The 22,302-nt window shown below is 68.5% G+C and carries 20 protein-coding genes and 2 pseudogenes; 10 read left to right on the top strand and 12 right to left on the bottom strand.

The window, feature by feature from the left end; genetic code table 11:
• Positions 1 to 409 precede the first annotated feature (409 nt).
• The 4 genes from CRP49_RS48375 to CRP49_RS35845 all read left to right on the top strand — a co-directional run bounded on the left by CRP49_RS48375 (position 410) and on the right by CRP49_RS35845 (position 3,614).
• Complete coding sequence (locus CRP49_RS48375; RefSeq protein WP_257033625.1) at positions 410 to 544, top strand: hypothetical protein; 135 nt, start codon at positions 410 to 412, stop codon at positions 542 to 544.
• Between the two features lie 300 nt (positions 545 to 844).
• Positions 845 to 1,612 carry a hypothetical protein gene (locus CRP49_RS35855; protein ID WP_097257053.1) on the top strand — a complete coding sequence of 256 codons (768 nt, stop codon included), beginning with the start codon at positions 845 to 847 and terminating at the stop codon, positions 1,610 to 1,612.
• Positions 1,609 to 2,325, top strand: a complete 717-nt coding sequence (locus tag CRP49_RS35850) for a hypothetical protein (protein WP_097257052.1) — start codon at positions 1,609 to 1,611, stop codon at positions 2,323 to 2,325. The genes CRP49_RS35855 and CRP49_RS35850 overlap by 4 nt, the downstream gene beginning before the upstream one ends.
• Positions 2,326 to 2,498: 173 nt before the next feature.
• Positions 2,499 to 3,614, top strand: coding sequence for a three-Cys-motif partner protein TcmP (locus CRP49_RS35845; RefSeq protein ID WP_097257051.1), 1,116 nt, complete (start codon positions 2,499 to 2,501; stop codon positions 3,612 to 3,614).
• Between the two features lie 11 nt (positions 3,615 to 3,625).
• Here CRP49_RS35845 and CRP49_RS35840 read toward each other — a convergent pair whose 3' ends face one another.
• Complete coding sequence (locus CRP49_RS35840; protein ID WP_097257050.1) at positions 3,626 to 4,393, bottom strand: DUF5131 family protein; 768 nt, start codon at positions 4,391 to 4,393, stop codon at positions 3,626 to 3,628.
• 1,232 nt (positions 4,394 to 5,625) lie between these two features.
• Between CRP49_RS35840 and CRP49_RS47120 the strand changes: the two genes are divergently transcribed.
• Positions 5,626 to 6,186 (top strand): hypothetical protein, encoded by a 561-nt coding sequence (locus CRP49_RS47120; RefSeq protein ID WP_179851858.1) that lies wholly within the window; start codon positions 5,626 to 5,628, stop codon positions 6,184 to 6,186.
• Positions 6,087 to 7,133 (top strand): helicase associated domain-containing protein, encoded by a 1,047-nt coding sequence (locus CRP49_RS35830; RefSeq protein WP_097257048.1) that lies wholly within the window; start codon positions 6,087 to 6,089, stop codon positions 7,131 to 7,133. The genes CRP49_RS47120 and CRP49_RS35830 overlap by 100 nt, the downstream gene beginning before the upstream one ends.
• Positions 7,134 to 7,160: 27 nt before the next feature.
• On the opposite strand, the gene CRP49_RS48370 is transcribed toward CRP49_RS35830, so the two are convergent.
• From CRP49_RS48370 to CRP49_RS35805, 7 genes and pseudogenes are all read right to left on the bottom strand, one after another.
• On the bottom strand, positions 7,161 to 7,490 hold the full coding sequence (locus tag CRP49_RS48370) for a hypothetical protein (protein WP_257033624.1): 330 nt from the start codon (positions 7,488 to 7,490) through the stop codon (positions 7,161 to 7,163).
• A 65-nt stretch (positions 7,491 to 7,555) separates the two neighbouring features.
• Positions 7,556 to 7,885 (bottom strand): hypothetical protein, encoded by a 330-nt coding sequence (locus CRP49_RS48365; protein ID WP_257033623.1) that lies wholly within the window; start codon positions 7,883 to 7,885, stop codon positions 7,556 to 7,558.
• Between the two features lie 260 nt (positions 7,886 to 8,145).
• Complete coding sequence (locus CRP49_RS35820; protein ID WP_143670058.1) at positions 8,146 to 9,300, bottom strand: zinc-ribbon domain-containing protein; 1,155 nt, start codon at positions 9,298 to 9,300, stop codon at positions 8,146 to 8,148.
• Between the two features lie 51 nt (positions 9,301 to 9,351).
• A pseudogene (locus tag CRP49_RS49295) lies at positions 9,352 to 9,618 on the bottom strand (zinc-ribbon domain-containing protein); the annotation flags it as partial.
• The gene (locus CRP49_RS49290) at positions 9,507 to 9,782 is read right to left on the bottom strand and encodes a zinc-ribbon domain-containing protein (RefSeq protein ID WP_373560412.1); all 276 of its coding nucleotides are present in this window, start codon (positions 9,780 to 9,782) and stop codon (positions 9,507 to 9,509) included. The gene CRP49_RS49290 and the pseudogene CRP49_RS49295, both read right to left, overlap by 112 nt.
• Before the next feature lie 95 nt (positions 9,783 to 9,877).
• Positions 9,878 to 10,711, bottom strand: coding sequence for a hypothetical protein (locus CRP49_RS35810; RefSeq protein ID WP_143670057.1), 834 nt, complete (start codon positions 10,709 to 10,711; stop codon positions 9,878 to 9,880).
• Between the two features lie 346 nt (positions 10,712 to 11,057).
• Positions 11,058 to 14,963, bottom strand: a complete 3,906-nt coding sequence (locus CRP49_RS35805) for an NACHT domain-containing NTPase (protein ID WP_143670056.1) — start codon at positions 14,961 to 14,963, stop codon at positions 11,058 to 11,060.
• Positions 14,964 to 15,441: 478 nt separating this feature from the next.
• Between CRP49_RS35805 and CRP49_RS35800 the strand changes: the two are divergent.
• A pseudogene (locus CRP49_RS35800) lies at positions 15,442 to 15,776 on the top strand (transcriptional regulator).
• 180 nt (positions 15,777 to 15,956) lie between these two features.
• Here CRP49_RS35800 and CRP49_RS35795 read toward each other — a convergent pair.
• Entirely contained in the window at positions 15,957 to 16,685 is a 729-nt protein-coding gene (locus CRP49_RS35795) for a hypothetical protein (RefSeq protein ID WP_107487131.1), read from the bottom strand.
• Positions 16,686 to 17,430: 745 nt separating this feature from the next.
• On the opposite strand from CRP49_RS35795, the gene CRP49_RS35790 reads away from it, so the two are divergent.
• Together CRP49_RS35790 and CRP49_RS35785 are read left to right on the top strand one after the other, a co-directional pair.
• The gene (locus CRP49_RS35790; protein WP_097257042.1) at positions 17,431 to 18,327 is read left to right on the top strand and encodes a hypothetical protein; all 897 of its coding nucleotides are present in this window, start codon (positions 17,431 to 17,433) and stop codon (positions 18,325 to 18,327) included.
• Between the two features lie 77 nt (positions 18,328 to 18,404).
• Positions 18,405 to 18,788 (top strand): transposase, encoded by a 384-nt coding sequence (locus CRP49_RS35785; protein WP_097257041.1) that lies wholly within the window; start codon positions 18,405 to 18,407, stop codon positions 18,786 to 18,788.
• Between the two features lie 435 nt (positions 18,789 to 19,223).
• On the opposite strand, the gene CRP49_RS35780 is transcribed toward CRP49_RS35785, so the two are convergent.
• The 3 genes from CRP49_RS35780 to CRP49_RS35770 form a co-directional block, all read right to left on the bottom strand.
• Entirely contained in the window at positions 19,224 to 19,463 is a 240-nt protein-coding gene (locus CRP49_RS35780; protein WP_143670055.1) for a hypothetical protein, read from the bottom strand.
• 16 nt (positions 19,464 to 19,479) lie between these two features.
• Positions 19,480 to 20,007, bottom strand: a complete 528-nt coding sequence (gene pyrE, locus CRP49_RS35775; RefSeq protein ID WP_097257039.1) for an orotate phosphoribosyltransferase — start codon at positions 20,005 to 20,007, stop codon at positions 19,480 to 19,482.
• A 189-nt stretch (positions 20,008 to 20,196) separates the two neighbouring features.
• On the bottom strand, positions 20,197 to 21,663 hold the full coding sequence (locus tag CRP49_RS35770; protein WP_257033721.1) for an ISL3 family transposase: 1,467 nt from the start codon (positions 21,661 to 21,663) through the stop codon (positions 20,197 to 20,199).
• A gap of 302 nt (positions 21,664 to 21,965) precedes the next feature.
• Between CRP49_RS35770 and CRP49_RS48935 the strand changes: the two genes are divergently transcribed.
• On the top strand, positions 21,966 to 22,244 hold the full coding sequence (locus CRP49_RS48935; protein WP_306459766.1) for a hypothetical protein: 279 nt from the start codon (positions 21,966 to 21,968) through the stop codon (positions 22,242 to 22,244).
• Positions 22,245 to 22,302: the final 58 nt, after the last annotated feature.

Raw genomic sequence — 22,302 nt, 5'->3', positions numbered from 1 at the left:
GCTGATTCAGTGTGATCTCTGGCAGCGTAGGGAGTGATCTGCACCAACTGCCATCTGCTTTGGGACTTTTCAGCGAAACCCCGGGCCGGGTCTGCCGTCCGTCACGGTCGATGCGACACAACCCCCATCCCATTTGAGGAGTGCGCATGTCCTGGCTCACCGCCCCTGTCCCGGCTCTGGTGCTGGCCCTAGTGTTCTTCGTGTTCGCGGGCGTTGTGCTCCCCGCGGTGTGGTCCACGCAGCCCGCACGCCGGCAGGCAGCCGCCGCCGTTCTCGCGCAACTCCTACAAGCTCTGCACGATGTCGCCGGCCCGCCGCTCTCCGCTTTGCCATCGCCACCTCCTGCTGCCGCTGCCCCGACCGTTCACCCGCGAGCGCAGGGCGAGTCACGCCACCCGGGCAGCGAAGCATGAAGCCACTGTCCTACCTCGTCTGCCAGGTCACCCCGAAGGTCATCGAGATGGGCATCGAGGCCATCACCGACGGACTCCTCGGCAAGCAGCTGGCAGGCTGCTTCGACGGCGATCCGATTCTGCAGGTCTGACGCGCATCCCGTCCTTTCATCTGCTCGTTGTACTGCACGAGGGCTCGCCGACGGGCGGGTGCCATGCCATCCCACCGGTGGCCGCACGGTTCGGTTTCCGTCTCACGTGCGGCTCCTTGGGCCCTCGGCCCTACGCGCGCCGCTTCTGCATCCACCAGCAGCGGTGCCTACAGGTCAACTCCCTCTTCCCAGGAAGGACAGCTCGTCATCCTTTACCAGTGCTGGATCGAAACCAAGTCACCCGGCGCCGCCGAGTGGCAGCACTACAAGCAGTTTGAGGAGGAAGCCGACCCGCCCGGCGTGTACCTCGCTGACGAAGGAATGTGTGACGGCGTCGACGACCTCGCGCAGAGAGTCCTGCGGGAGAACCTCACATCCGTCCTTCAGGCCCCCACCGATCAGCCGGATGTGCAGGTCCGTGCCTGCGCCCAGGTCTGTGACCAGACCTCGGTGGGCCCCTCCGCCATCCGCCAGGCGTCCCCGGACGACATCGCCGAGGCTCGCGAAGCCCTACGGCTGGAGGCACTCACCCGCCGTCTGCATTCTGCGCGGCTCGGCGTGTATGAAGCTCACCGCAGCTTTGAGGCGCTCGTTGTGAAAGCCCACGACGAAGGGCTGGACCTTGGCATCATCACCCAAGCCGTCGCAGGCCATTTGGATGCCCAGTCCGTGGCCCGCCTGATCGACGCCACCGCACTGTTCCGCGACGTGCAGGAGCTGATCCGCACACGGCCGGCGTTGGCCTGGCGCACCCTTGTGCGCAACGGCGGCCGGTTCGGCGTGATGGTGGAGCTGCGATGGACCCACCAGGAGGACGACGCGGAGCGACTGCGGGAGTGTGCCTGGAACGAGTCGATCGAGGACTACGACCGGGAGCTGGCCGCCGCGCTCCTTTCGGCCGCTCGCAGTGCCGCCGGCGAACTTCTCGCCCTTCTCTCCGCCCAGTTCGAGGTCACGCCCGCCTCCCCGCGTTCTGTGGCTCCAAGGGCTCTCGTCTATAGCCCGATCACGGTGCGGCGTCCCGCCCGGCCCGCGGGCGGCATCGAGGTGGAGGGAACGGCCGCATGAGCAAGCGCCGCAGGCCCCCGTCCCGTTCACGTACCGGCGCTGCGGGGCGCAGGACCCTCGTCGTCGACCTTCTCGAGATCGGCTCCTCCCACGGCAACCTGACATTGCGAGCAGGGCGGGACACCGGACAGCTCGCCTGCATCGCACTGCCGGCCGAGGTGCTCCCCGACTTCCTCGCCAACCTCGAACAGGCTCGCCTGGACGCCGAGGAGGAGTACTGGAGCGTGGTCCGCCACGTGATGGCCACCGCGCCCGGCAACAGTCCCGCGGACGCGGCACGGGCTCTCGAGCAGTGGCTGCTCGCGCAGAACTGGAGCAAGGTCCTCGGTGCCTTGCCCGACGACGCCGCGCACTCCCTGCCTCTGCTCAGCTATGCCGGGCACATCGGCTTCCGGCTGGCGCCCCCGTACACCACGAACCGCGATCTGGCCATCTTCGACCCCCTGCAACTCCACCGCTTGGAGCCAGCGTTGCTGCACCATTGCTCACTGGCCCAGCAGCAGGCAGCAAACTCACCCGTGCATCCACGAGACGCCCTCGCTTTGGCTCTGCGTGACCTGAGCAGCATGCCCTGGCCCCCAGGACCTGCCGTGGAGCCGTCCCCTGAGGAAGCCAGCCGGTACATGCAGGGCCGCTACGAGGCGTTCCAGCGCCGTTCCCCCTACCTGCGTGCGGAGGAGAACAACCTCGACCTGGGACCGGCTGTGTCCTGAGCCCGAGCCCCCACCGGCTGCCCTGCGCCGGCGGCGCCTCAATGAGACGGCATCGTCGCCGTGCCGATCCAGCCTTGAGGAACTGGCCCGCCTTTCGGACGGAAAGGCGCTCTGGTGCCTGACGGTTGCTCAGCGGACAATCGGTGCACATTCTGTTGACCGAGGGGGCCGGCATGGGTGTTCTGTGGCCGCTGGAGCCTGCTACGGCAGCCAAGCATCGCCTCTACCAGCGATATCTCGATGCATGGTGGCCAATCCTGCTGCAGACGTCGCAGCGCACCGGATACCGCCGGCCCCGGGTGACACTGCTGGACGCGTTCGCCGGACCTGGCCGATACGAGGGCGGAGAGCCCGGTTCCCCAGTGTTCATCCTGGACCGGCTGCTGAACCACACCGCTGTTGATCGGATGAACCTCACTCCTCAGCGGGTGCACCTGGTCTTCATCGAGAAGGACCGGGCCCGCCACGAACACCTTGTGTCCGAACTGACCGGCCAGTTCGGCAACCTGTCGGAACTTCCGGTGCGGGTGGAGGTCCGGCGTGGGGAGGCGGGTCGGGACAGCATTGCGGTACTGACCGAGCTGGGTGCGTGGGGCCATCCCATTCTCGGGATCTTCGACAGCTGGGGCAGCGTGAACGTGCCGCTGGAGGTGACGCGAAGGATCGCCCGCAACCGGTCCAGCGAAGTCATCACCACCTTCGGGCCCAACTGGTTCAGCCGCAGGGAAGAGCTCAACGCCGATGTCCTCGACACGGTTTTCGGCGGCCGTCAGCACTGGGCGCCAGCCGCGGACGAGGCCCGGCCTGATGAACGATGGCGGGCGTGGCTGGGTACCTACCGCAGCGCGCTGCGGCGAGCAGGCTTCGCCTACCAGCTGCAGTTCCGGCTGGTGCCGCGCACCGGACAGCCCCTGTATCTGGTGTTCGGCACCGGCAGCGATGCGGGCCTGAAGGCGATGAAGGAAGCGATGTGGAAGGTCGACGACCGCGACGGCGAAAGCTTCCAGGATCCCCGCACCCGCGGCGCCCAACCTGTCGGGCAGCTCGACCTCTTCCAGGCGTTCGAGACGTGCGACCCGGAGCTGCTGGAGCTGGTGGCGCAACGGCTCGCGTCGGGTCCCGCCGCGGTGGAGGCGGTCGGGCAGTGGCTGCTGACGGAGACCTCCCGCTGGATGCCCACGCACGCTTTGAAGGCGGTGCGGCAGATGCGTCAGGACGGCTCGGTGGTGATCCTGTCGTCGGGCAAGCTCACCAGCAAGAGCCAGGTGAGCCTGCCTGCTGCCGCCTGACGTCCCGCTGTTCAGGCCGGGGCGCGGTCCCGGGCTTGCGGATATTCCCGTACCCGCAGGTCGGTGGGGAAGCGTGCGATGTCCTTGTGATGGGTCTTGTTCCAGCACGAGCCGAGTTGCTTGACGAACGGCGCCGTCCCGGACCGCTTGCACTGCTCGACGATGTCGCCGGCCCAGGCCAGGTCCATCGGCCGGGCTCCCGGGCCGGACTCACCGCCGACGATCGCCCAGTCGATGCCGTCCAGATCCAAACCCGTGAGCGGGCCGAGCAGGGGCTCACACGACAGGAACCGCACCGACGCCGGAACCAGCCGGAGATCGTCCACGCGCGGCAGTTCCTTCGCGCTCTCCACCGACACGCCCATCCACAGATTTTCCGGCCACTGCAGCCGGTCCGCGACCTGTCGTAGCCGCCGCGCCCGCTTGGTCAGGACCTGGTAAGTGTGCTGCGGCGTCGACGCCATCACATCGAACACGCGCTGCACATATTCCAGGGGGACCCGGGCGTGGAAGAGATCACTCATGGAGTTCACGAACACCGTGCGCGGGGTGCGCCAGCCCAGCGGCACCCGCAGCGCCTGCGGATGCAGGGTCAGCCCGAAACCCGGACCAGAGGTACGGGGATCCCCGTCATTCTGATACTTCGCCGACCCCATCGCCTTCAGCCGCTTGGCGAGCGTGAGCGCGTAGCAGTTGTCGCATCCGGCCGACACCCGGTCGCAGCCCGTCGTCGGATTCCAGGTCGCCTCGGTCCACTCGATGGAACTGCGGTCACTCACCGGTCCCCCTCCACCCCTCACGTCCAAGCCGCCTCGGCACCCGCCGTCCGTCACGGTGCGCTGTCTAACGATGCCGTCCCAACCGCAGTAGCGGGATGCGTACACGGGTATGCGACCGCTTCTGATACCTTTCCGAACTCTCATTAATCGAACCCGAGTTTGAAATAGATGTCGAGGCCGTTCTAAGCCTGAGCCATGCGGTCGCCCACAGCACGGGCGAAGCAGTCTCAGGCAGGACAACATCAGCGGCCTTCCCCACGGCCGCGACGGCGTCCCGACGGGAGGCACGCTGGAACAGCCGCAATCGCCCACGCCCCCTCGACGAGCGGCTGTCCAACGATTCCTCGTCCCCGAGAGACTGCCGGCAGAGCGGAGCTGTTCCAGCGCGCCAAGGCGATGGTGACGACGACGAGGGCCTGAATCAGGATGGCTATGCCGAGGATCAGCAGGAGGAGCACACCCGCCCGGCAATGGGCTGTGCCGTCTGAGGGCAACAGACCCTGCACGATCGAGGCTGGCCGTGCCAGCGGTCGAGGTGACTTTTACTCCTGCGGGCCGTTCCGCTCCACGGGGTCCTGACGCCCTCCGCCGTACGGCCAGGCAGTTGCGTCGACAGAACATCACCGCGCAGTCAGGAGAGAGGGATGACTGGAATTTCAGAAGACACGCTCGCGGCCTGGTGCGCTCCGGGTGGTGTGGTCCCCGTGCAAGGCGAGACGACATGGTCGTTCCTGCATCAGGTGGCCGCCTGCTACGGCCTTGAGGTAAGCGAGATGCTGGCGTGGGAGTGCTGGCAGTGGGTAAATCCGGTCGCCGGGAGCCGCAGCCGCCGCCCGGACGGCGACGTACTGCTGAACGGCACGGCTCAGGCACAGGTCGCAGCGTGGGCCGGGGTGCCGGTTGCGCATCTGGCGCGGGCATTGCCGTCCTGGACAGCCGGGCCAGCGTCCTTCGGTGAGCGGGCCCTGGCGGATCGGGGATGGGCTCGGTGGCGGGTGGGAGCTCAGGTGTGGGGGCCGGTGTCTTTCGGCTGCCGGTTGTGTGCCGCCCGGCGCAGCGGCCGGATGCGGCGGGTATGGCGCTACGGGCGGCGGTGGGATCGGGGGTGTGCACGGCATGGGCGGTGGCTGCTGGACGTCGGTGATGGCCACGACCTGGAGTATCTGGAGGTGGGCGGGTGTCCGGAGTTGGCTGCCGCCCAGGCGCTGTGGCCGCGGGTGGTTCGGCGGGCAGTGAGTACACGTGCGGAGCCGGGCGATGTGTTCGCGGTGGCGCGTGCGGTGGTGTGCGGGTGGTGGCAGCAGGAGGCGTTCTGGCAGCGGGAGCGGTTGTGGGCTCAGCGCCTTGAGCGGGTGGCTTTCGCCACCAGCCGCCGGAGCGAGGTGGCGGCGCGGTGGCCAGCGGCGTGGTGGCGGCTGGTCGCGCGGGACGCGGTTGTCTTCCCCGAAGTAGTCGCGGTGGCGGCCGCTTTGGTGGATCCGGCCCTGCGGCTGCTGGTGACGGGCGAACGGCTGCTGGTGCGCCGCTCCCCGGACGATGGCCGTTTCGTGACCGTGCTCGGCGACCGGCTGGAGCGCGGCTGGCTGGGAGAGGTAGAGCGGCCGGAGAGACCTAGCGCCCTGCAGGCATGGATGAGGGGCCTGGCCCGCGAGGCCCACTCGCCGTCACTGTCTGATTCGACACAGAGAGGGATGTGGCAGGTGCAGGCGGCCCACCAGCCGGCCGACGTGGGAACGGGGTGCGTCTGTTGGCCACCACTCCCCCTGTCGCCTTCCGAGGGCATGCCGGGGTGACGGGGTGGCGGGCCGAGTTGTACGTGCCTCGGCGCGTGGGGCAGGGGGCCGGGCTGAAGGCGGTGTCCGAGGCGCGGTTTTGGGAGGGCCTTGGTCACGCGCGCAGGTATGCGTCCCGGCATGGGCATCTGGCCGTCCCCCACGCCGGCGCCTCACAGGATGAGTTCGACCTGGGCCGATGGCTGGCGAATCTGCGCGCCGCCTCTGCTGGCTTGCCGCCCGAGTACGTGCGGGCACTGGCGGAGCTGGATGTGTGGTGGAACCCGCCCTGGCCGATCAACTGGCAGCGGGCCTGGCACCGGGCCCGTGCGCACACCCTCGCCCACGGCCCCGTCAGCGGTGGTGACAATCTGGCGGGGCTGCCACGCTGGCTCGAGCGGTGGCTGCGCCACCAGATCACCGAGTACTCACAGCTGGCCGCAGAGCAACAGCGACTGCTCGCCCAACTCGGCCTCACAGCCGCGGAGATCGACCGCTTCCATGCCTGGCCCGCGCGGCGCCGCAGCGTGATGCACGGCCTGGAGGCTGCTCACAACTACGCCGCCCGCCACGGCCACCTGGCCGTCTCGCAGCCCACCCCTCATGACGGATTCGACCTCGGCAAGTGGGTCAGCCAGCAGCGTCACCGCCAGCGCGCCGCCGCCCAGCCCACTCGTCTTGGCCGGCGGCTCACCGACCTGGACACCTGGTGGAACCCGCCCTGGCCACTGGGCTGGCAGCGGTATTACTGGGCTGCCCGCTTCCATCTGCACGGTCTGCCCGACGACGTGGTGTGGTGGCCCGGCAGCCCAGAGGAAGACCAGGCACGGCAGTGGTTGCACGCTCAGCAGGCCTCATGGCATCTCCTCCAACCCGGGCAACAGGAGCTGGTGAGCGGCATTGCTGGCGTCACCGTGGCGCGCTGTCGCTACAGCACCGGTGCCTCCGCGCACGAACGCGGCACCTGAGCCCCTGTACCGGGCTCATTCGAGGCCTCAGACATCCGGGTCGAGCACGGGGTTCCAGGCAAACCAGTCCAGCGCTTCGGCTCCCAGCTCGTACGGTGCGTTCAGGAGCGCTCGTTCCACCTCGGGCAGATCGTCATGAACGACGGCAGGGGCCCGTTTCAGGATTTCCGAGAAGTCGATCTTGTAGTCGGTCCTGAGACGTTCCACGAACGCAGGATCCAGTCCGCGCAGTCGGTCCATGGCAGCGCGTACCCGTGGCTCCCAGGCGGGCATCCCAAAGTGGTCGGAGGCACCGAAGCCCTGGAACGCAGCCAAGAGGAGGAACTCCTCGACGGGGAACGTCTTCTGCAGGTGCATCAGGTAGTTGATGGACTTCTTGACGTGCTTCTTGATCTCGCCGAGCGCACCGTATCCGAACTGTGTCAGCGTGCCGGAGGTGCCGGGCCAGATGAGTTCGCGGTCGAGAATGCGCTTCTCAAACGCAGCAGCGCGTACTGCTTGGGGCTGTTCACCGCTTCGAGGGCCTGGTGGTAGACCCAGGTATTGCGGGCGAACATGACGCCGTCGTGTAGGTTGTTGCGCTGTCCCCTCGCTCCCGCGTGAGCGTCTTCGATGGGCCCGTTGCGCCAGACGAACTCGGTGATACCGACCGCGGCGGCGTTGGCGAGGTTTCCGCCTTCTGCGGTAACACCCAGTGCACTCAGCCGTTCCCGTGCATACGCCATCACGGCTGCGTGGTCGTAGTCCCCCACCGAATCTCCCCTCCACTCCGGCAGGCTCCCCCGCCCCACTCCATCATCTCCGGGGAATGGGCTCCCAGGCGCCGTCTTTGAGGAGCATGCACACCGCGTTGGTGCCGGTCCGAGGGGATCGACGGCTCCGTGCGGCGAGGAGAAGGCGGATGGGGCCGTCGCAGCTCTGATGGCCGGGCGCCAGCGGCCGGGGCGGGCGGCGATTGTGACGCGGCATGGCCGCCACCGGAGGGTGGGAAGGCGCAAGGCACGGGCCGGGATCACGGCTGGGTGCGGCTTTTGCGCGGCGGATGGCACACCGGGCAGCGTTTGCCGGTCCCGCCGCGGCGGGATCGCTGATCGGGCGTGGCGTCCCAACGTCCAGGACAGCCCGGTTTCGAACAGGCCCACCGGCACACTTTGGTGGAGTTCGGCCTCAGCTCCTTCGCGGTCAAGTTCGGTTCGTCGACCACTTCGAGAAGCTCGTTGGCGATGGCAAGGTGCACGTCCTGCAGGGATTTGCCGGGCTTGGGGCGCACCCTGTCGGCGGCGGTGCGTCGGCGAGCGCATCGGGGGCACCCACTCGACTGGCCTGTACGACGGTTTAGGGGGGCGGGGTACTCGAAGCTGCAGTGTGGTTCGGGGCACCTCCACCGGCATGTCTTGTTCGACGTAGGGAGCAGGTCGAGTGCGGTCCAGCCAGGACGGTCGACAACCTCGATGAGTTCTGCGGCCATCGTCGGATTGACCTCGGCGAGTGATTCACCGGGGCCCGGCCTGCTGTTTGCCGCGCCCACCCGTTCGCGGGCGCACTGGCTGCAGCCGCGGCCGGCAAGGGCCCGGCTGTTCAGTATGGCCTTCCATTCGTAGCCACAGTCCGGCTTCCGGCACCGCCACAGACACACATCGTTGCAGCCGGGCGGCATCCGATCTGGAGTCTTGCCCGGGTTGGTGAGGTTCGCGACGAACTCCTCCTCCAAGTGGGGCACCACGTCCACCGCCGATACCTCGGGGCCGGCCACGGCCTTCTGCCACAGCTGCGCACCCTTCGTGAGCGCCGCGGTGACCTCGGCCGGTGTGAGCTGTCGCCAGCAAAGGCCACGGCCTCGCAGTACGACACCCACCGCCTCCGCCCAGTCCTCGGGGTTCACCCCCGGCCCGGCCTCATGGTGGGTCAGGCCGTGCACCGGGACGGGCGGCAGCCCGCGGCTTCGGATGCGTTCCACGTCGAGTCCGGCGGCGAGCGCTGCCGCGGTCTTCGCGGTGTCACGCTCCAGACTTCCTGGCCTGTTGTGGGTCCATTCCGGATCCAGGTCGATGAGCAGGCTTGGGGCCGGCTCAGGCAGGTACAGGTCGAAGCGGTCCTCTCTACGCCCGGGCAGGCGGAGGCGGTGGTCCAGTTCCACGCTGAGCCCGGAGGCGGCCTGGACGAGCATGGCGACGTTGCATTCGAACGGGGAGCGGCCATGCCCGGTGCAGTCCGAACAGCCGCGTCCATTGGTGCGGTTGGCGAGCGTCGCCGGCCAGAAATGCCCTTGAGCGCACTCCCATTCGCACAGGTCATGGGACTGCGGGCGCAGGGTGTCGGGGCCACGGTCGGGGCGGCTGAGGTTACGGCGGAACTGCCGTGCCAGTGCAGGATTCAGCTCGGCCAGCGATTCTCCCGGGCCGGGGGCCCGGTTTCGGCGCTTCCAACACTCAGGGCACCCGAGGGTTTGACGGTGCGGGTGCGGAACTGCAGCCGGGCGGGCCACTGGTGACCGCACCCTTCCGCCGAGCAGCGCCACTGGCAGCGGTCCGTGGAGGACAGCCGCATGTCTTCCAGCGCCATGCCGGGGTTGGACAGATTGGACACGAACTCGGCCTGCAACGCAGCGCGAACTGCAGCTACCTCGGTAGCATTTCGCCGTTTACCCATGGCTGCAGATTCTGACAGCCGCTGCTGACAATGGCTGGCCATGGCAGGCGGAGCAGAGATCCGCGTCATCGCGGAATCGGGAGACTGGCTCATCGCTACTGACCTGATCTACCGCTCCGTGACCGGCCAGTGGAAGCTCCATGCCTAGGCGGTCTGGGCACCCCATCGGAAGTCCTGGCCTTGCTGCGGAGGCGGCAGGCCGATGCCGTCCAGCGCCAGTGGTAGAAGCCTGGATCTCGGTTGCCGCCGTACGGGCCGAGTCGGGGAAGCCGCACCGTGGGCCCGGTCTCCGACAGTTGCAGCAGGTAGTCGGCATCGTCGGGGTGGCCCATCACGCAGGTGATCTCGGGGACGGTCCAGGCGATCTGGTTCACGATCTCCATGCCCTTGGCGTTGAGGATGCGCTCGGCGATCGGGCCGACCTCGTAGTCGTCAGTCGGAAGTGCGACGCCCACCACCATCAGCACGGCGGTCTCTCCGGAGAGTGGGAAGAGCACACCCCTGAGGTCGAGTTGGGTGTCGTGCATGGGGATGTAGCCCTTGTCGTTGAGCACGAACCGCGGCGCGGCCGTGCCGCGCCGGATGAGGGCGAAGCGTGCGTTGGCCATCCACTGCCGTGTTTCGCGGAACGTGGTCTGACGCTGGCGTTGCACGTGATCGCGTTCCGGGGAGGGCACGCCGTCCTCCTGGATGTAGGTGATGGCGACGCGGTCGTAGTCTGGGTGCCGGATGGACTGCGCCTGGACGTGCAGCAGAACGCTCTTCCAGTCGTCCCGGGTGAAGGTGCCCTGCTCAAGAGCGCGGATCGCGGCGGGCAGAGTTCCCTCGTACTCCTGCCACATGGTCTCGGCGAAGTCGGCAGGCAGATCACTGCTCGGGGCGTCCACGTCGTAAATGCCGTACTGGTAGGCGATGTTCTCTGCCTTCACAGGGCCGAACACCCTATCCGGCGTCTGCCGCCTGCGCACGCGCACCTTCGCGTGCCGGAGACCCGCCGCTCGGCCGGCCTCCGGCAAGCCGAACCCTCCGATCAAGGCTGCGGGCAGGTAGTGCGGTTTGGGTGCCATGTGCGCCATTGTGCCCGGCGCCTCCGACAACGCCTGGCCCTCGCAAGTCTCACAGCAGGTCACAGCGCGACGGGGAGTCAGTGTCCGGATCCCGCCGTCCGGCCGCGTCACTGCCGGGGGCTCTTGAGAGGGCCATGGGGCTGGCCGGACGCGACCACAGTGCGGTTGGTTGCTGCTGTGCATCGTGTGGTCCGGGATGCGCTATCTCCTACGGCGGTGGAGGCAGGGTGCAGTCGAGAGTGAAGGCTGCAACGGGAACGCCCTTGAGAGCTCGCTGCGTCTGGGCCTGCTGGTGTTGATACTGGTCGACAGACTCGAGCGTGTGATGGGTGGCGGGGCACGATCGCCGTTTGTCAGCCGCCCAGCGGTCGCAGTCGAAGTAGCCGGTCAGCAGGATGCCTGCCGTACGGGGGGTGTCCAGGTAACGGGCGACGAGTTGGTGCTCCAAAGCCGTGGGCAGGGTGTCGTTCCAGCAGCCCTTGCACTCGATCACGAGTCTGATCGGGTCGTGTCCGCTGCCCGGCGGGGGCGTGGCCTCGATCTGGATATCGGTGCGTCGGCCGGACAAGCCCGGGCGGTCGAGCTGGACTTCACGGTTGACGACCACACGGTAGCCGCCGATGTCCTGCAGGATGAACGCGGCAAGGATGTCGCTGAGGTCCTCCTCCCAGCAGGGCCACCACTCGGCTTTGGCCGCGGAGGACTCCGAGCGGTTCCACAGGGCGATACGCAAGCCGTTGGGACGGCTCAGGGCGTGCTGGAAGCGGCCGAGGGCCTCCAGCACGAGCGCCAGGAGGTGCCCTTCGTCCGTGACCCAGCGGCGTTGCTTGGACTGCTCGGCAAGTGCCCGCAGCTGAGGTGGCGTTACTGGAACGTGGAGGGATTGCGCGGCTGCGGTGGCGGTCTGCCGGGCCATGTGGCGCATGCGCCACAGCCCTGTCTGGGCGGCCAAACGGCGCAGCTGGTGGGCGGCCTGCGGTGTGTTCTTGGCCTGGAGGAGCGGCGGAATGGACCGGAGCAGCTCGCCGAAGTGATCCTCTGCTATCCAGCCGGAGCGCAGGGGTGGGTCCAGAGCCTCCGCTGCCACATGTCTGGCGAGCGAGAGGTACAGCTCGGCGAGGACTTCTTCGGTCAGGCTGGCCAGTTGGTGCGGCTGCGTGGAGTGGTGAACGGGGCGCTGGCCGAGTTGGTCGATGTAGGCCCGGGCGATCAGATCGTCGGTCAGACGGTTGTGTACGAGCGGCCACAGGCTCGGCAGCGCCGGGCAATACAGAAGGATCTGCGCCGCCATGAGCCATCTGGTCTGGGTTTCGGGCGCTGAGCCCGAGGGGTCGGGGTCGAGGGCAGCCTGCAGGCGTGCATGGCCGCTGGGGTGCCCGGTGAAGGCCAGGGCGCTGGTGACGCTCTGCCAGTGCTTGAGGCCGTGGTCGGGGTGGTCGGCCCAGCCGGTGAGAGCGTCGAGGACGTCTGGCTGCGCGTGGGCGCCAAGGCCGCGGGCCAGGTCATGCGTCGTGGCGGTGTCCGTGTGGGTGCAGCGGAGAACCTCACCGAGCAGGGGGAGAAGCGCGGGAGCGGCTTGTTCGGCGCAGTAGGGCAGGAAGGCATCCCGGACGGCTTGGGCAGTAGAGGTGTAAGCGTCCGTGGTGGCCAGGGCGAGAGTCCAGCCGGCCCAGTGGGCAGGGGTGCTCGGCGGGAGTTCGCCTGGGCTGCCCAGTACGGCGAGAGCGCTGAGCTCCAGCATCAGTCGGGGATTGGCGCGCCTGCCGTAGGCCAGGAGGTCCGCTGGCAGGGGCGGCGTAGTCGTCAGTACGTGCCGGGCGGCAGCCTGCAGTTCCGCATCGAGGTCGCTGCCCTGGGCCGGCCGGGAAGGGGTGTGATGCGCCCACAGGAGTAGCGGTTCCTGCAGCAGGTGAGGGGGCTCGGCGCCGTCGCGGGTGCATCTCATCTGGTCGATGACGGTGCCCCAGGCGTAGCGGATGGTCTCGGAGCCGGCAGTGTGGACGGCGGTGAGCGCTTCGCGCAGCCGTGCCTCGCTGTAGGTGTGGCTCTCGTCAGGAGTGGTGTCGGCGTCCTGTTCAGGTCGTGGGGCGGGGGCCTGGTCCCATCCCGCGGTGAGCTGTCGGAGGGTGGGATGGGCGCTGCGTGCTGCTTCGGCCCGGGCCTGCAGCTCAGGGTCGGCCGGTGGGGTGATGGACACGAGCAGCCGGGATAGTGCGGGAGGCAGGTCGGCGAGTTCCTCCCAGTGCTCCATCCAGTAGAACGCGTCGTCGTACGTGGTCAGGCAGCCGTGCGGGACAGCACTCCAGACGCGGAAGAAGTCCTTTTCGCTGGTGTGGGTGAGCAGGTGGAGCGTCAGGGCGCGGCGCAGGCTGTGCTGGGTGCGCAGGGCGTCACCCAGAGCCTGGTGTTCGGTGCGGCTTTCGAGGCTGTGCAGGAGATCGCTGTGGTTGGCCAGCGCGATGAGGGCCTCGCCGATGACGGTCTCGGGGCAGGGCAGTCCAGGAAGGCCGTTGGTGCCGGCCTGTGTGACAGCGCGGCCGATCAGGCTGACGGCCAGGACGATGCTGCGCCTGGGCAGTGGCTGTTGCACCGTGTCACGGGCCCACAGCAGGGCTTGAGCGGTCTGCGCGGCGGTCAGCTGGGCGGGGATGTCCGAGCGCAGCACCCACGCCCGGCCGTAGTAGTTGGGGGCGGGATCGCGCAGGAAGTCGAGCAGGTCTCGCAGGGGCAGATGGGTGGGCCACAGTCGGTTGAGGGCGGCGGCGACGACTTCAGGTGAGGAGTCTTGTGCCGCCAGCCGTCTGATCCGGTTCACTGTCTGGACGTCTGCGGGGCGGAAGTCGGCGATGGTTCGTAGGGCCTGGGCGCGTAGCTCCTCGGGCAGGTCGGTGGCCTCGGCGATCTGCAGCAGGGCATCGGTCAGCTCCGGATGGGGGCAGCTTCGGGCCATCTGCAGCGCGATGTACATAGCCAGCCTGTCCGCGTCCGGTCGCAGGCGGGGCAGGAGTTGTTGCGGCAGTCCAGGGTGTTCGACGCGGTGCAGTGCGGTGCGGTCGATGTCGATGGTGTCGTCTCTTTGCGCCAGGCTGAAGATGGCCTCGACGACGCGGGCCCGGTCGTCTGCCGGCCGTGCGGGCAAGTCCGCCAGGAGCAGCACCAGCGGATCATTGTGCAGCAGGTCTTCGAAGAGAGTGCCGTCGTTGCCGCTTCGCCAGGCAGCCACTTCGCGGTGGGCCGGGTAGATGTGTCGCGCCGCATCGTCTCCGACCCACAGCAGGCCGGTCTGAGCGCGCGGGTCGACCTGGTGGGCCCGCAGATAGTGGGCGGCCAGGAATTCCTGGTAGCTACGGTGCGCGAAGGTCCAGCGCAACCGGCCGACCGGGTCGAACAGATGGGACTCGGTCAGCCGACGCAGTTCGTCGGTCGTGCACGGTACCTGGCCGTCCAGCAGACCGGGCTCCCGCCCACCTTCCAGCTCGGCCAGGGTGATCTCGCCCGGGTCGGAGGGATATTGGGACGTGTCGCTCAGCACGTTCTGTGCGCTGAACTGCATCGCCGCCGCGACGCGGGCGGCAACCGGCAGCAGACGTTCGCCTGTGGGCTGAGCCCGCAGTTCACGGATGTCGGCCGGACGTCGCGTCTCGGAACACAACAACACACAGGCCTGCTGGTATGCATCGGCCGTGGTGGCGGGCAGAGTCCCGTGGACACGCCGGTGTTCGAGCAGTTGCAGCAGGGTGACGGGGGCCTTGGACAACTGCGTCATGCCACGCTCGCGCAACACCGTGCAGAAGGCATCGGCATCCAGACCGTAGTCCTCGGCGGCGACGGCTACGTCACGGGTGCTGAGCGGGGTCAGGACCACATGCCGCAGCTGGAGGGGCGCCTGCCAGTGCCGTGCGAGCGTGTCCTGCAGGACGTCGGGCCAGCGCCCTGTGCGGCAGCTGAAACGCAACCGCACACGACTTCGCTGGTCTTCGGTGAGTGAGTCGATCCAGTCGGCGATCAGCCCGCCCACGGCAGGCAGGACGTTCAGGCCTTCGTCGACGCTGTCCAGGAAGACCCACCACTCCCCCGCCTCCCGGTCCGCGGACGCGGCAGCCAGCGCCGACACGACCTGGGACTCTGTCTGATGCCGCCCCAGGTTCACCCACCGCGTCGTGGCCTGCGCCGGCTCCAAGGCCTGGCACTCCTGCAGAAGTGCCACTGACTTGCCCGCGCCCCGCTCTCCGAAGAGCACCAGCACCGGTACATCCCGCAGCTCCTCCAACCGCCGGCCGTGTTCCTCCTCTGCGGCAGGCGAGCTGCTCCGGCCCCGGCCGGGTGCCCAATCTCCCAGCGGCACCGTCTGCCGCGCCCAGGGATAGATCGTTCCGGATATTGCTGCTGTCTTCACAGGCCAAGAGCGTAGAGGGCTGCACTGACAGCACCAGTGCAGGAGCTGACTGGAACTCGGTCCCGGCGCCCGTGCCCGCCACGAGACCCTGGCGGACGACGGCCGGCCGCCCGCACCCGGTGCACGTGATGAACCTCCACCAGAGCCCGGAGTAGCCCTCCCTCAATACGGGGCCAGAGCCACCGCACCGAGGAAGATGGGCATCGTGCACGACGATCCCAGCTCTAGTGCATCGTGGCTGCGAGCGAGGTACAAGCAACGTCTGCCCTCCCGCCTCAACGAGCTGACCGGACCCCAGCACGGGACGGTGAAGCTGCCACTGCACATCGCGTGGTGCGCACTCTCGATCTGGACCTGCCGCGCCAGCGCATGAGCCTATACAGAACGGTGCTCGCCGAAGGCATGCCTGACGACCTATGCCGCTTCCTCAACAGAGGCATCCTGCTTGAGCTTTGGCCAGTGCTCCACAAGCTCATCAGCAGGGCCATCAAGGACGTCTGGGAGGAGGCATTCCCCGAGCTGCGTCCATGATCACCTTCTGCCACACTCCCCCAGCACCCCGCAGTAGGCATTCTCACCGCAACCGCGGCAGTCTCACACAACCTGCAGGACCGCAGGTCAAACGACCCGAGCAGGGTCCAGAACCAGTCGCAATCCATCTGCAGCACCGCAGGTCACAGGCATTGCGGTCACCGCAACAACGGTGCGACCTCACACCCGCCGCACCAGCCGCTCCGGCGTCACCCGGGCGTTCAGGAGGTTGAGCGCGAGGACGGCCTTGGCCGAGCCCAGGAACGGCGTGCCGACGGTGATGACCGTCCGGGTGTCGGCCGCGAGTTCGGGGTCCTGCTCCAACGCGGCCCGCACCACCAGCCCGCCCATCGAGTGCGCCACGAACACCAGCCGCGCCTGCCCTGGTCCGCCCGCAGCCCGCCTCCCGAGTGTGGCAGCGGCCCGCTCCCGCCACCGGGTCAGGTGCGCGCGGGCCGCGCGGGCCAGCAGGGCGCCGTTGTAGGAGACCGCCAGGCGCCAGTCGTAGGCAAACGGTGCCACCGCCTCCGGCGCTTGGGTGATCCTCTGCAGGGTCTTGACCGTGTCGCTGTAGGGGTCGAGGCCCTGGAAGACGGGTAACCACCACGGTTTGGCCAGGAGCTTGGTCGCGCGGATGCGTGTCAGTGGCGCCCGCCGGGCGGTGTCGGCGTCGGCGGCCCGCTCCCGCTCGTCCGCGTGCAGGGCCCCGAGCAGGCTCGGGCCGGTCAGCCCGGTGAGCATCGCCAGGCTCACACCCCACAGCGCGCGGCCCGTCGCTGCGTCCTCTAGGACGCTGCCCATGATCCCCGGCACCACCACACATGCGTCCTGAGTCCGGTCCTCGAACACCGGCGGCTCCCCCGCGAACGGCACCCCGCGCCCCGACCCGCCCATCCCCACGGTCCCCATGCCACCCGACGATAGACAACCGCGCCCGCCCGCGCCCGGACTTCACCCGAGGACGGCCCCACACCCGGGGTGGCCCGGCGGCATTGTGGCGGCCGGGTGGGCCGTTGGACTCGTCGTGGAACGCAGGGGGATCTGACGGATGCCCAGTGGTCGCGGATCGGGCCGCTGTTGCCGGCGGGTAGCGGGGGGAACGACCCACCGGTGCGCTGCCGCGCCCAGGCTCTGCACGCAGTCGCAGTCAAAGCGGAGCGGGACCAGGGAGGGCGTGAGCTGTTCGCCGCGGGTGGTCGATGCTGCGCGGTACCCGCGGGCCGAGGTCGGTGGGCAAAGCGGACCTGCTGCGGTGGCGCCGGATCGAGCAGGGGCACGATCCCCATCTCCCCCGCCACCGAACAGGCCTCCGCCCCCTTGCGGCAATCGGTCACCCACACGGCGGGCGGGCAACCGCACGGGCCCGGCGGTGCGGACGACGCGGCCGGTGCCCGGGCGACAAGTCCTGCAGGGATTTCACGGCCTGCTTGCGGGTGGAGGGCGTCTCCTTCGGTGAAGTCCGTACGCGGGTCGGTGCGGTTGTCTATCGTCTGGTGGCATGGGGGCCGTGGGGAGCGACGGGTGGGGGCACGAGGTACTGGTGGCGGATGCGCCGGAACCTATACCGGGTCACCCTGGACACCAGTCGGCACCCGCCCGTCACCCAACTCGTTCTCGTCACCGCGCCCGACGCCTGAACCCGGCCGCCCATCCCATGACCACTCCTGATGCCGACACCCCGTCCTACCCGGTTCCCGTCGACGCCGGCCGCAGGATGGTCGACCCGGCCCACGACGGCGGGGGCGTCGAGCTGTTCCCGGTCAACTTCACCTCTTACCAGCACGATCTCCTGCCCGACCTGGACACCGAGACGCACGTGCGGGCGATCGCCGACCTGCTCGCCCCTACGGCATCCTCGCCCGGTGGCAACACGGTGCTGTACTGGGTCGGCCACGGCAGCGCTCGCCACCTCGCCCACCACCAGACCCGGTCACCGATCACCTGCGGCGTCACCCCGCGGGACATCGCCGAGGCCATCGGCATCCGCCAGCGCCATCCTGCCAACGACGGCAGCTGGGCGGTCGTGGTCCTCGACGCCGGCTTCTCCAAGAACTTTGCCCGAGCTGTCCACAGTGAACTTTTCGCGCATCCCGACGAAGCCGTCCGATACCTGCTGCTGTCCACCGCCGCCGAGGGATACACCGAACTCGGCGCCTTCACCCAGGCCCTCGACCAGGCCCTGCACACCACGTTCCCCATCCAGCGGGCCATCGGCCTGTCCGCCCTAGGACGCGCACTCGCCAGCCGCCTCGGCGGATTTGTCGACGACCTCACCATCGACGACAACCGCGACCAATTGGTCCGTCTCATTCCCACTGCCGCGGCCGCGGTCTCCGCCCCGCTGGACGAGCTCGCCGAACTCCAGTCTGTCATCGACCAGTTGCCTGTCGACGAGCAGCGGCACTTTCTCCCAAAGGGCGTCCGGTGCCGAACTCGGCGAATTGGCCTGGTACTTCCACGGCCGCACCATCCAACGCGACGAGATCCTTCACTGGCTGCACACCGCCACCAGCGGTGTCTTGATCGTCACCGGCCCCGCCGGCGCAGGTAAATCGGCCCTCCTCGGCCACATCCTCCTTCACACCAAAAGCAGTCTGCGCGACCTCCTGATCCGCGGCCGCCATCTCAATGCGCTGCTTCCCGGCATGCCCTGCCCGGACGACCCGTTCGACCTCACCGTCCACCGACGGCGTCCACCAGCTCGTAAAGGCACCGATCGTGCTGGTCTGGGACCGTCTGAACACCCACGTCTCCCACGCCATGCGCAAGCTGATCGCCGAGCGCGAGTGGCTGACGGTGTTCCTGCTGCCCGCCTACTCGCCCGATCTCAACCCCGTCGAGGGGGTATGGGCACACGTCAAGCGCAGCCTTGCCAATCTCGCCGTGGTCGCGCTCGACCGGCTCGAAGCCCTCGTCCGTAACCGGCTCAAGCGCCTTCAATACCGGCCCGGCACTCTCGACGGCTTCATAGCCGGCACCGGCCTGACCCTCGACGAACCCACGTCACCTTGACGAGCCGAAGTCAGTATACGGACCGTCAGCTGGCCGACAGCGGGGCGGACTGGGTGCTGCCTGGCCTGCTGTCGACACCCGATGTGGTGGCCGCTCTGTCGAGGTGAATTTCCCTTCCTTGTAAGGGGACGTCCTGCCCCGTAAGGGGGCCCGCATTGCCCCTGGTGGCCGTCGAAGAGTCAGCGTTCCCAGCGCTGGGGACGCTGCAGAAACCCCAGCCCTGACCGTCGTGCCGTCGCCGGTATTGAGCCGCACCCACGTCCTCGACAGGCAGCGGGGGTCTCGCCGCCGTCTGTGAGTGGAGCCTCGCATCACCGCTGGCAGAGCACCGCGGCGAATACGAACAGCACCCCAGCGTCCCGCTGCCCGCCAGCATGAGTGCCGCCTTCGGCATTTTGGCGTCCTGGCGGCCCTCGACCAGCGGATCGCGATCAGCTACCAGATGCCCACGATGACCAAGGAGGAGCCGCCAGCTACATCAAGCACCACCTCACGATCGCCGGACGGCAGGACACCCTGTTCTCCGACGACGCCGTCGAGCTGATCCACCTCACCAGCCGCGGCCTGCCCCGCTCGGTCAACAACATCGCCTGGTAGTCCCTCATCGCCGCCTTCACCGAGGAGAAGGGCATCGTCGACGAGTCCTCCACCCGCCTCGCCATCACCGAGACGCACGCGACAGAGTGATCGGTCAGGCAGCAGCGGCCCGCAGGTCCTCGGCCGTCAGCAGCGACAACAGTGTGATGCCCTCGGCCGCGAGGGCATCGGCGCCGCCATGCTCACGGTCGATCACGCACAGGGCCTCCTGCACCTGAGCCCCCAGGCCACGCAGGTCCGCGGTCGACAGCACGATCTGTCCCCCGCTGGTGACCACGTCCTCAACAACCAGCACCCGTCGCCCCTCGATGTCGGCGCCTTCGGCGAGACGGCAAGTGCCATATGGCTTGGCCTGCTTGCGCACGAACGCACAGGGCAGACCTGTGTGTCGGCCGAGCGCGGTCACCACCGGGATGCCACCCATCTCCAGACCGGCCAGCACCTCGGTGCCAGGGGGCACCAGCGGGGCCATCCTCTGGGCGATCTCGTCCAGCAGGACCGGGTCGCCCTCGAACCGGTACTTGTCGAAGTACTCCGTGGCAGTACGTCCGGACCGGAGCGTGAACTGCCCGGTCAGATGGGAGGCGGCATGGATACGGCGAGCAAGATCAGAATGTGTCACAGGCGTCCAGTCTTCCAGCCGACCGTCCCAGCCACGACACCGGCTCGCTACCCAGCCTCAAACCACGGACCGTCGCATCTCACTGCGACCCCCTGAGCACGAAGCCGACACCGTGAACACCAAGGACCCCTGCGGCCGCAGGGGTCCTTGCACATCACCACATCCCCAACGACAGTGTCGCCGTCGTGCTCATCCAGCGCGTCGCGCAACAACCCGCCCGCGGCGGGCCAGCCAATCCGGCACCCGTCCGGCGGTGACGGCGTCGAGGTCGCGCTCCAGGTGCCGGGCGAATCGCTGGAGGCTGGGCAGGTCGGAGGTGGTCGCGGCCTCGATCCATACCGGCAGTTGGTGGCCTTGCAGCTGGGTGAGCATGTGGGCGAAGGAGCGGACGTGCCTGGCGAGTGCGTCCAGCTCGGGGCAGTTGGTGAATACGGCCTTGAGGTGGAGCCGGTCGCTCTCGCTCAGAGCTTCGGGACGGGTGAGGATCCAGCGAGTGACGGCGCGGGCAGAAGGCGGCCGGGGGCCGACCGGCTGGGGCTTGCCGCGTAGGTTCCGGCTGACGTAGGCGCGAACATTGCCGTAGCCGTCCGGGTAACCCTGCTCCTTGATCTCCTCCCACAGCTTCCAGGCGTTGGTGCAGCCCTCCTGCCATCGCTGGTCGAGATAGGGCTTGAAGGCATCGAGTTTGGTGGGACGGCTTTGCCACTGGCCGGTGAACAGCTGCTCCGGCTCGGCGGCGTGGGAGAAGCGGAGGACGGTGTTGAGGCCCATGCCAAGTTGCCGGGCGATGGACCTCTTACTGTGGCCGGCGGCCAGAAGCGCCTGGACGGTGGCGTGCTTGGCCCGGGTCCGCTCAGCGAACCGGTGCCCGGTCGGCCATGGCGACGACTCGACCGGCACCGGCGCCGACTGTGGTTCCGCCAGCGGCTCCGGTGCCGGTCGAAGGCAGGCGCGGTGCCGGAAGGCGCACTTCTCGGCGGCTTCGCCGAGGTTGTGCCAGAGGTGCCATCTGTCGGCGACCTGGAGTGCTTGTGGGGCACCGCGGGTGGCGCCTTCGGCGTAGAAGACGGCGCGGTCCCGGCAGATGATCTCGATCCCGGGTCGTTCGGCCAGCCAGGCCGCAAGGGTGTCCGCCTCCCGGTCCGGCAGGAGGTCCACGGGACGACGTGTCTCAACGTCGACGAGCACCGTTCCGTAGATCCGGCCCTTGCGCTGCGCGTACTCGTCCACGCCGACCACCCGGGGCGTGGCGCTGGGTGGATCCGGCAGCGAGGTGATCAGCCTCAGCAGCGTGTTCCGGCTGACCGGCACTCCGAAGGCGTCTGACATCCGGGCGCCGGCCCGGCCCGCGAGCGCAAGACCGACCGAGACCAGCGTCGACCGCAGCCGCTCCGTCCGCCGACCGAATCGGCGCGTGAGCCCCGGCACCTGCTCAACAAACGTCTTGCGCGGGCAGGACTCCTGCGAGCAGACGAACCGGCGCACACGTAACGACACCACGACAAGCTTGCCCGCTGTTGGCAGGTCACGAGGAAATCGCAGGTAGGAGCCGTGTATTCGCGCCGACCAACACCCGCAGCTCGGGCAGGCCGCCCCACTGGCACGTGCCCTCGCTTCCACTCGCACGACGGTGTCAGCCACCGCGACCGACTCCACCGACAGGTTCTCCACCGACCAGAACAGCAGCTCATCCAGCTGCGGCCTCACCGCGTTCACGACGCAGAACTGTCGACCTACCCCCACCCCTCTAGGACGATTTTCGGGCGACCTCGGCTGGCATCGGACGACGATCGGCAGCCACGCTGCGTACGCGACCACAAGAAGTGGACCAGAGCCCGAAGAAGCCGACACAGCCAGGTATATCACCGCGGCCCATCCCGAACGGACCGCGAAGCTACCCCGATGAGGCGAGCGCCGGCCACCAACCCGTACACAGAGGGGCCTAGGATCCAGTAGTCGTGTACGAGTTCCTACGCCTTGGCGTCCAGGAATCCTGGAACCCGCGTGCCTTGTCCCGCGGCACCCTGGAAGTGCGGCGGGACCTGCTGCGGCACACCCTCTACCTGGAGAAGCTCACCCACCAGCTCGCCGCGGACTGGAGCACCTACCGCCGTCGCCGGTGGCCGGCCTCGACCAATCCCCACCTCTTGGTCAGCCAGAAGGCCGCGGTTGACCCGGACCACCCGGCGGTCAACATCGAGCTTCGCCGCGGAGCCCTCCCCGCGGGCCGACGCTGAGCGGTCTGCGCCAGGACCGCATCCTCAATGAGGCGGCAGAATGCGCCGACCCGCTCCG

It is taken from the genome of Streptomyces sp. Ag109_G2-15, assembly GCF_900215565.1.
Lineage (GTDB): Bacteria > Actinomycetota > Actinomycetes > Streptomycetales > Streptomycetaceae > Streptomyces > Streptomyces diastatochromogenes.
This window is presented reverse-complemented; position numbering and strand designations above follow the sequence as displayed.

Coding starts and splice junctions, on each gene's coding strand:
- CRP49_RS35850 (WP_097257052.1), top strand. CDS start 1,609: ATGAGCAAGCGCCGCAGGCCCCCGTCCCGTTCACGTACCGGCGCTGCG.
- CRP49_RS48370 (WP_257033624.1), bottom strand. CDS start 7,490: ATGCACCTGCAGAAGACGTTCCCCGTCGAGGAGTTCCTCCTCTTGGCT.
- CRP49_RS35785 (WP_097257041.1), top strand. CDS start 18,405: ATGCGCTGCTTCCCGGCATGCCCTGCCCGGACGACCCGTTCGACCTCA.
- CRP49_RS35790 (WP_097257042.1), top strand. CDS start 17,431: ATGACCACTCCTGATGCCGACACCCCGTCCTACCCGGTTCCCGTCGAC.
- CRP49_RS35845 (WP_097257051.1), top strand. CDS start 2,499: ATGGGTGTTCTGTGGCCGCTGGAGCCTGCTACGGCAGCCAAGCATCGC.
- CRP49_RS49290 (WP_373560412.1), bottom strand. CDS start 9,782: ATGGGTAAACGGCGAAATGCTACCGAGGTAGCTGCAGTTCGCGCTGCG.
- CRP49_RS35795 (WP_107487131.1), bottom strand. CDS start 16,685: ATGGGGACCGTGGGGATGGGCGGGTCGGGGCGCGGGGTGCCGTTCGCG.
- CRP49_RS35820 (WP_143670058.1), bottom strand. CDS start 9,300: ATGCTCGTCCAGGCCGCCTCCGGGCTCAGCGTGGAACTGGACCACCGC.
- CRP49_RS48375 (WP_257033625.1), top strand. CDS start 410: ATGAAGCCACTGTCCTACCTCGTCTGCCAGGTCACCCCGAAGGTCATC.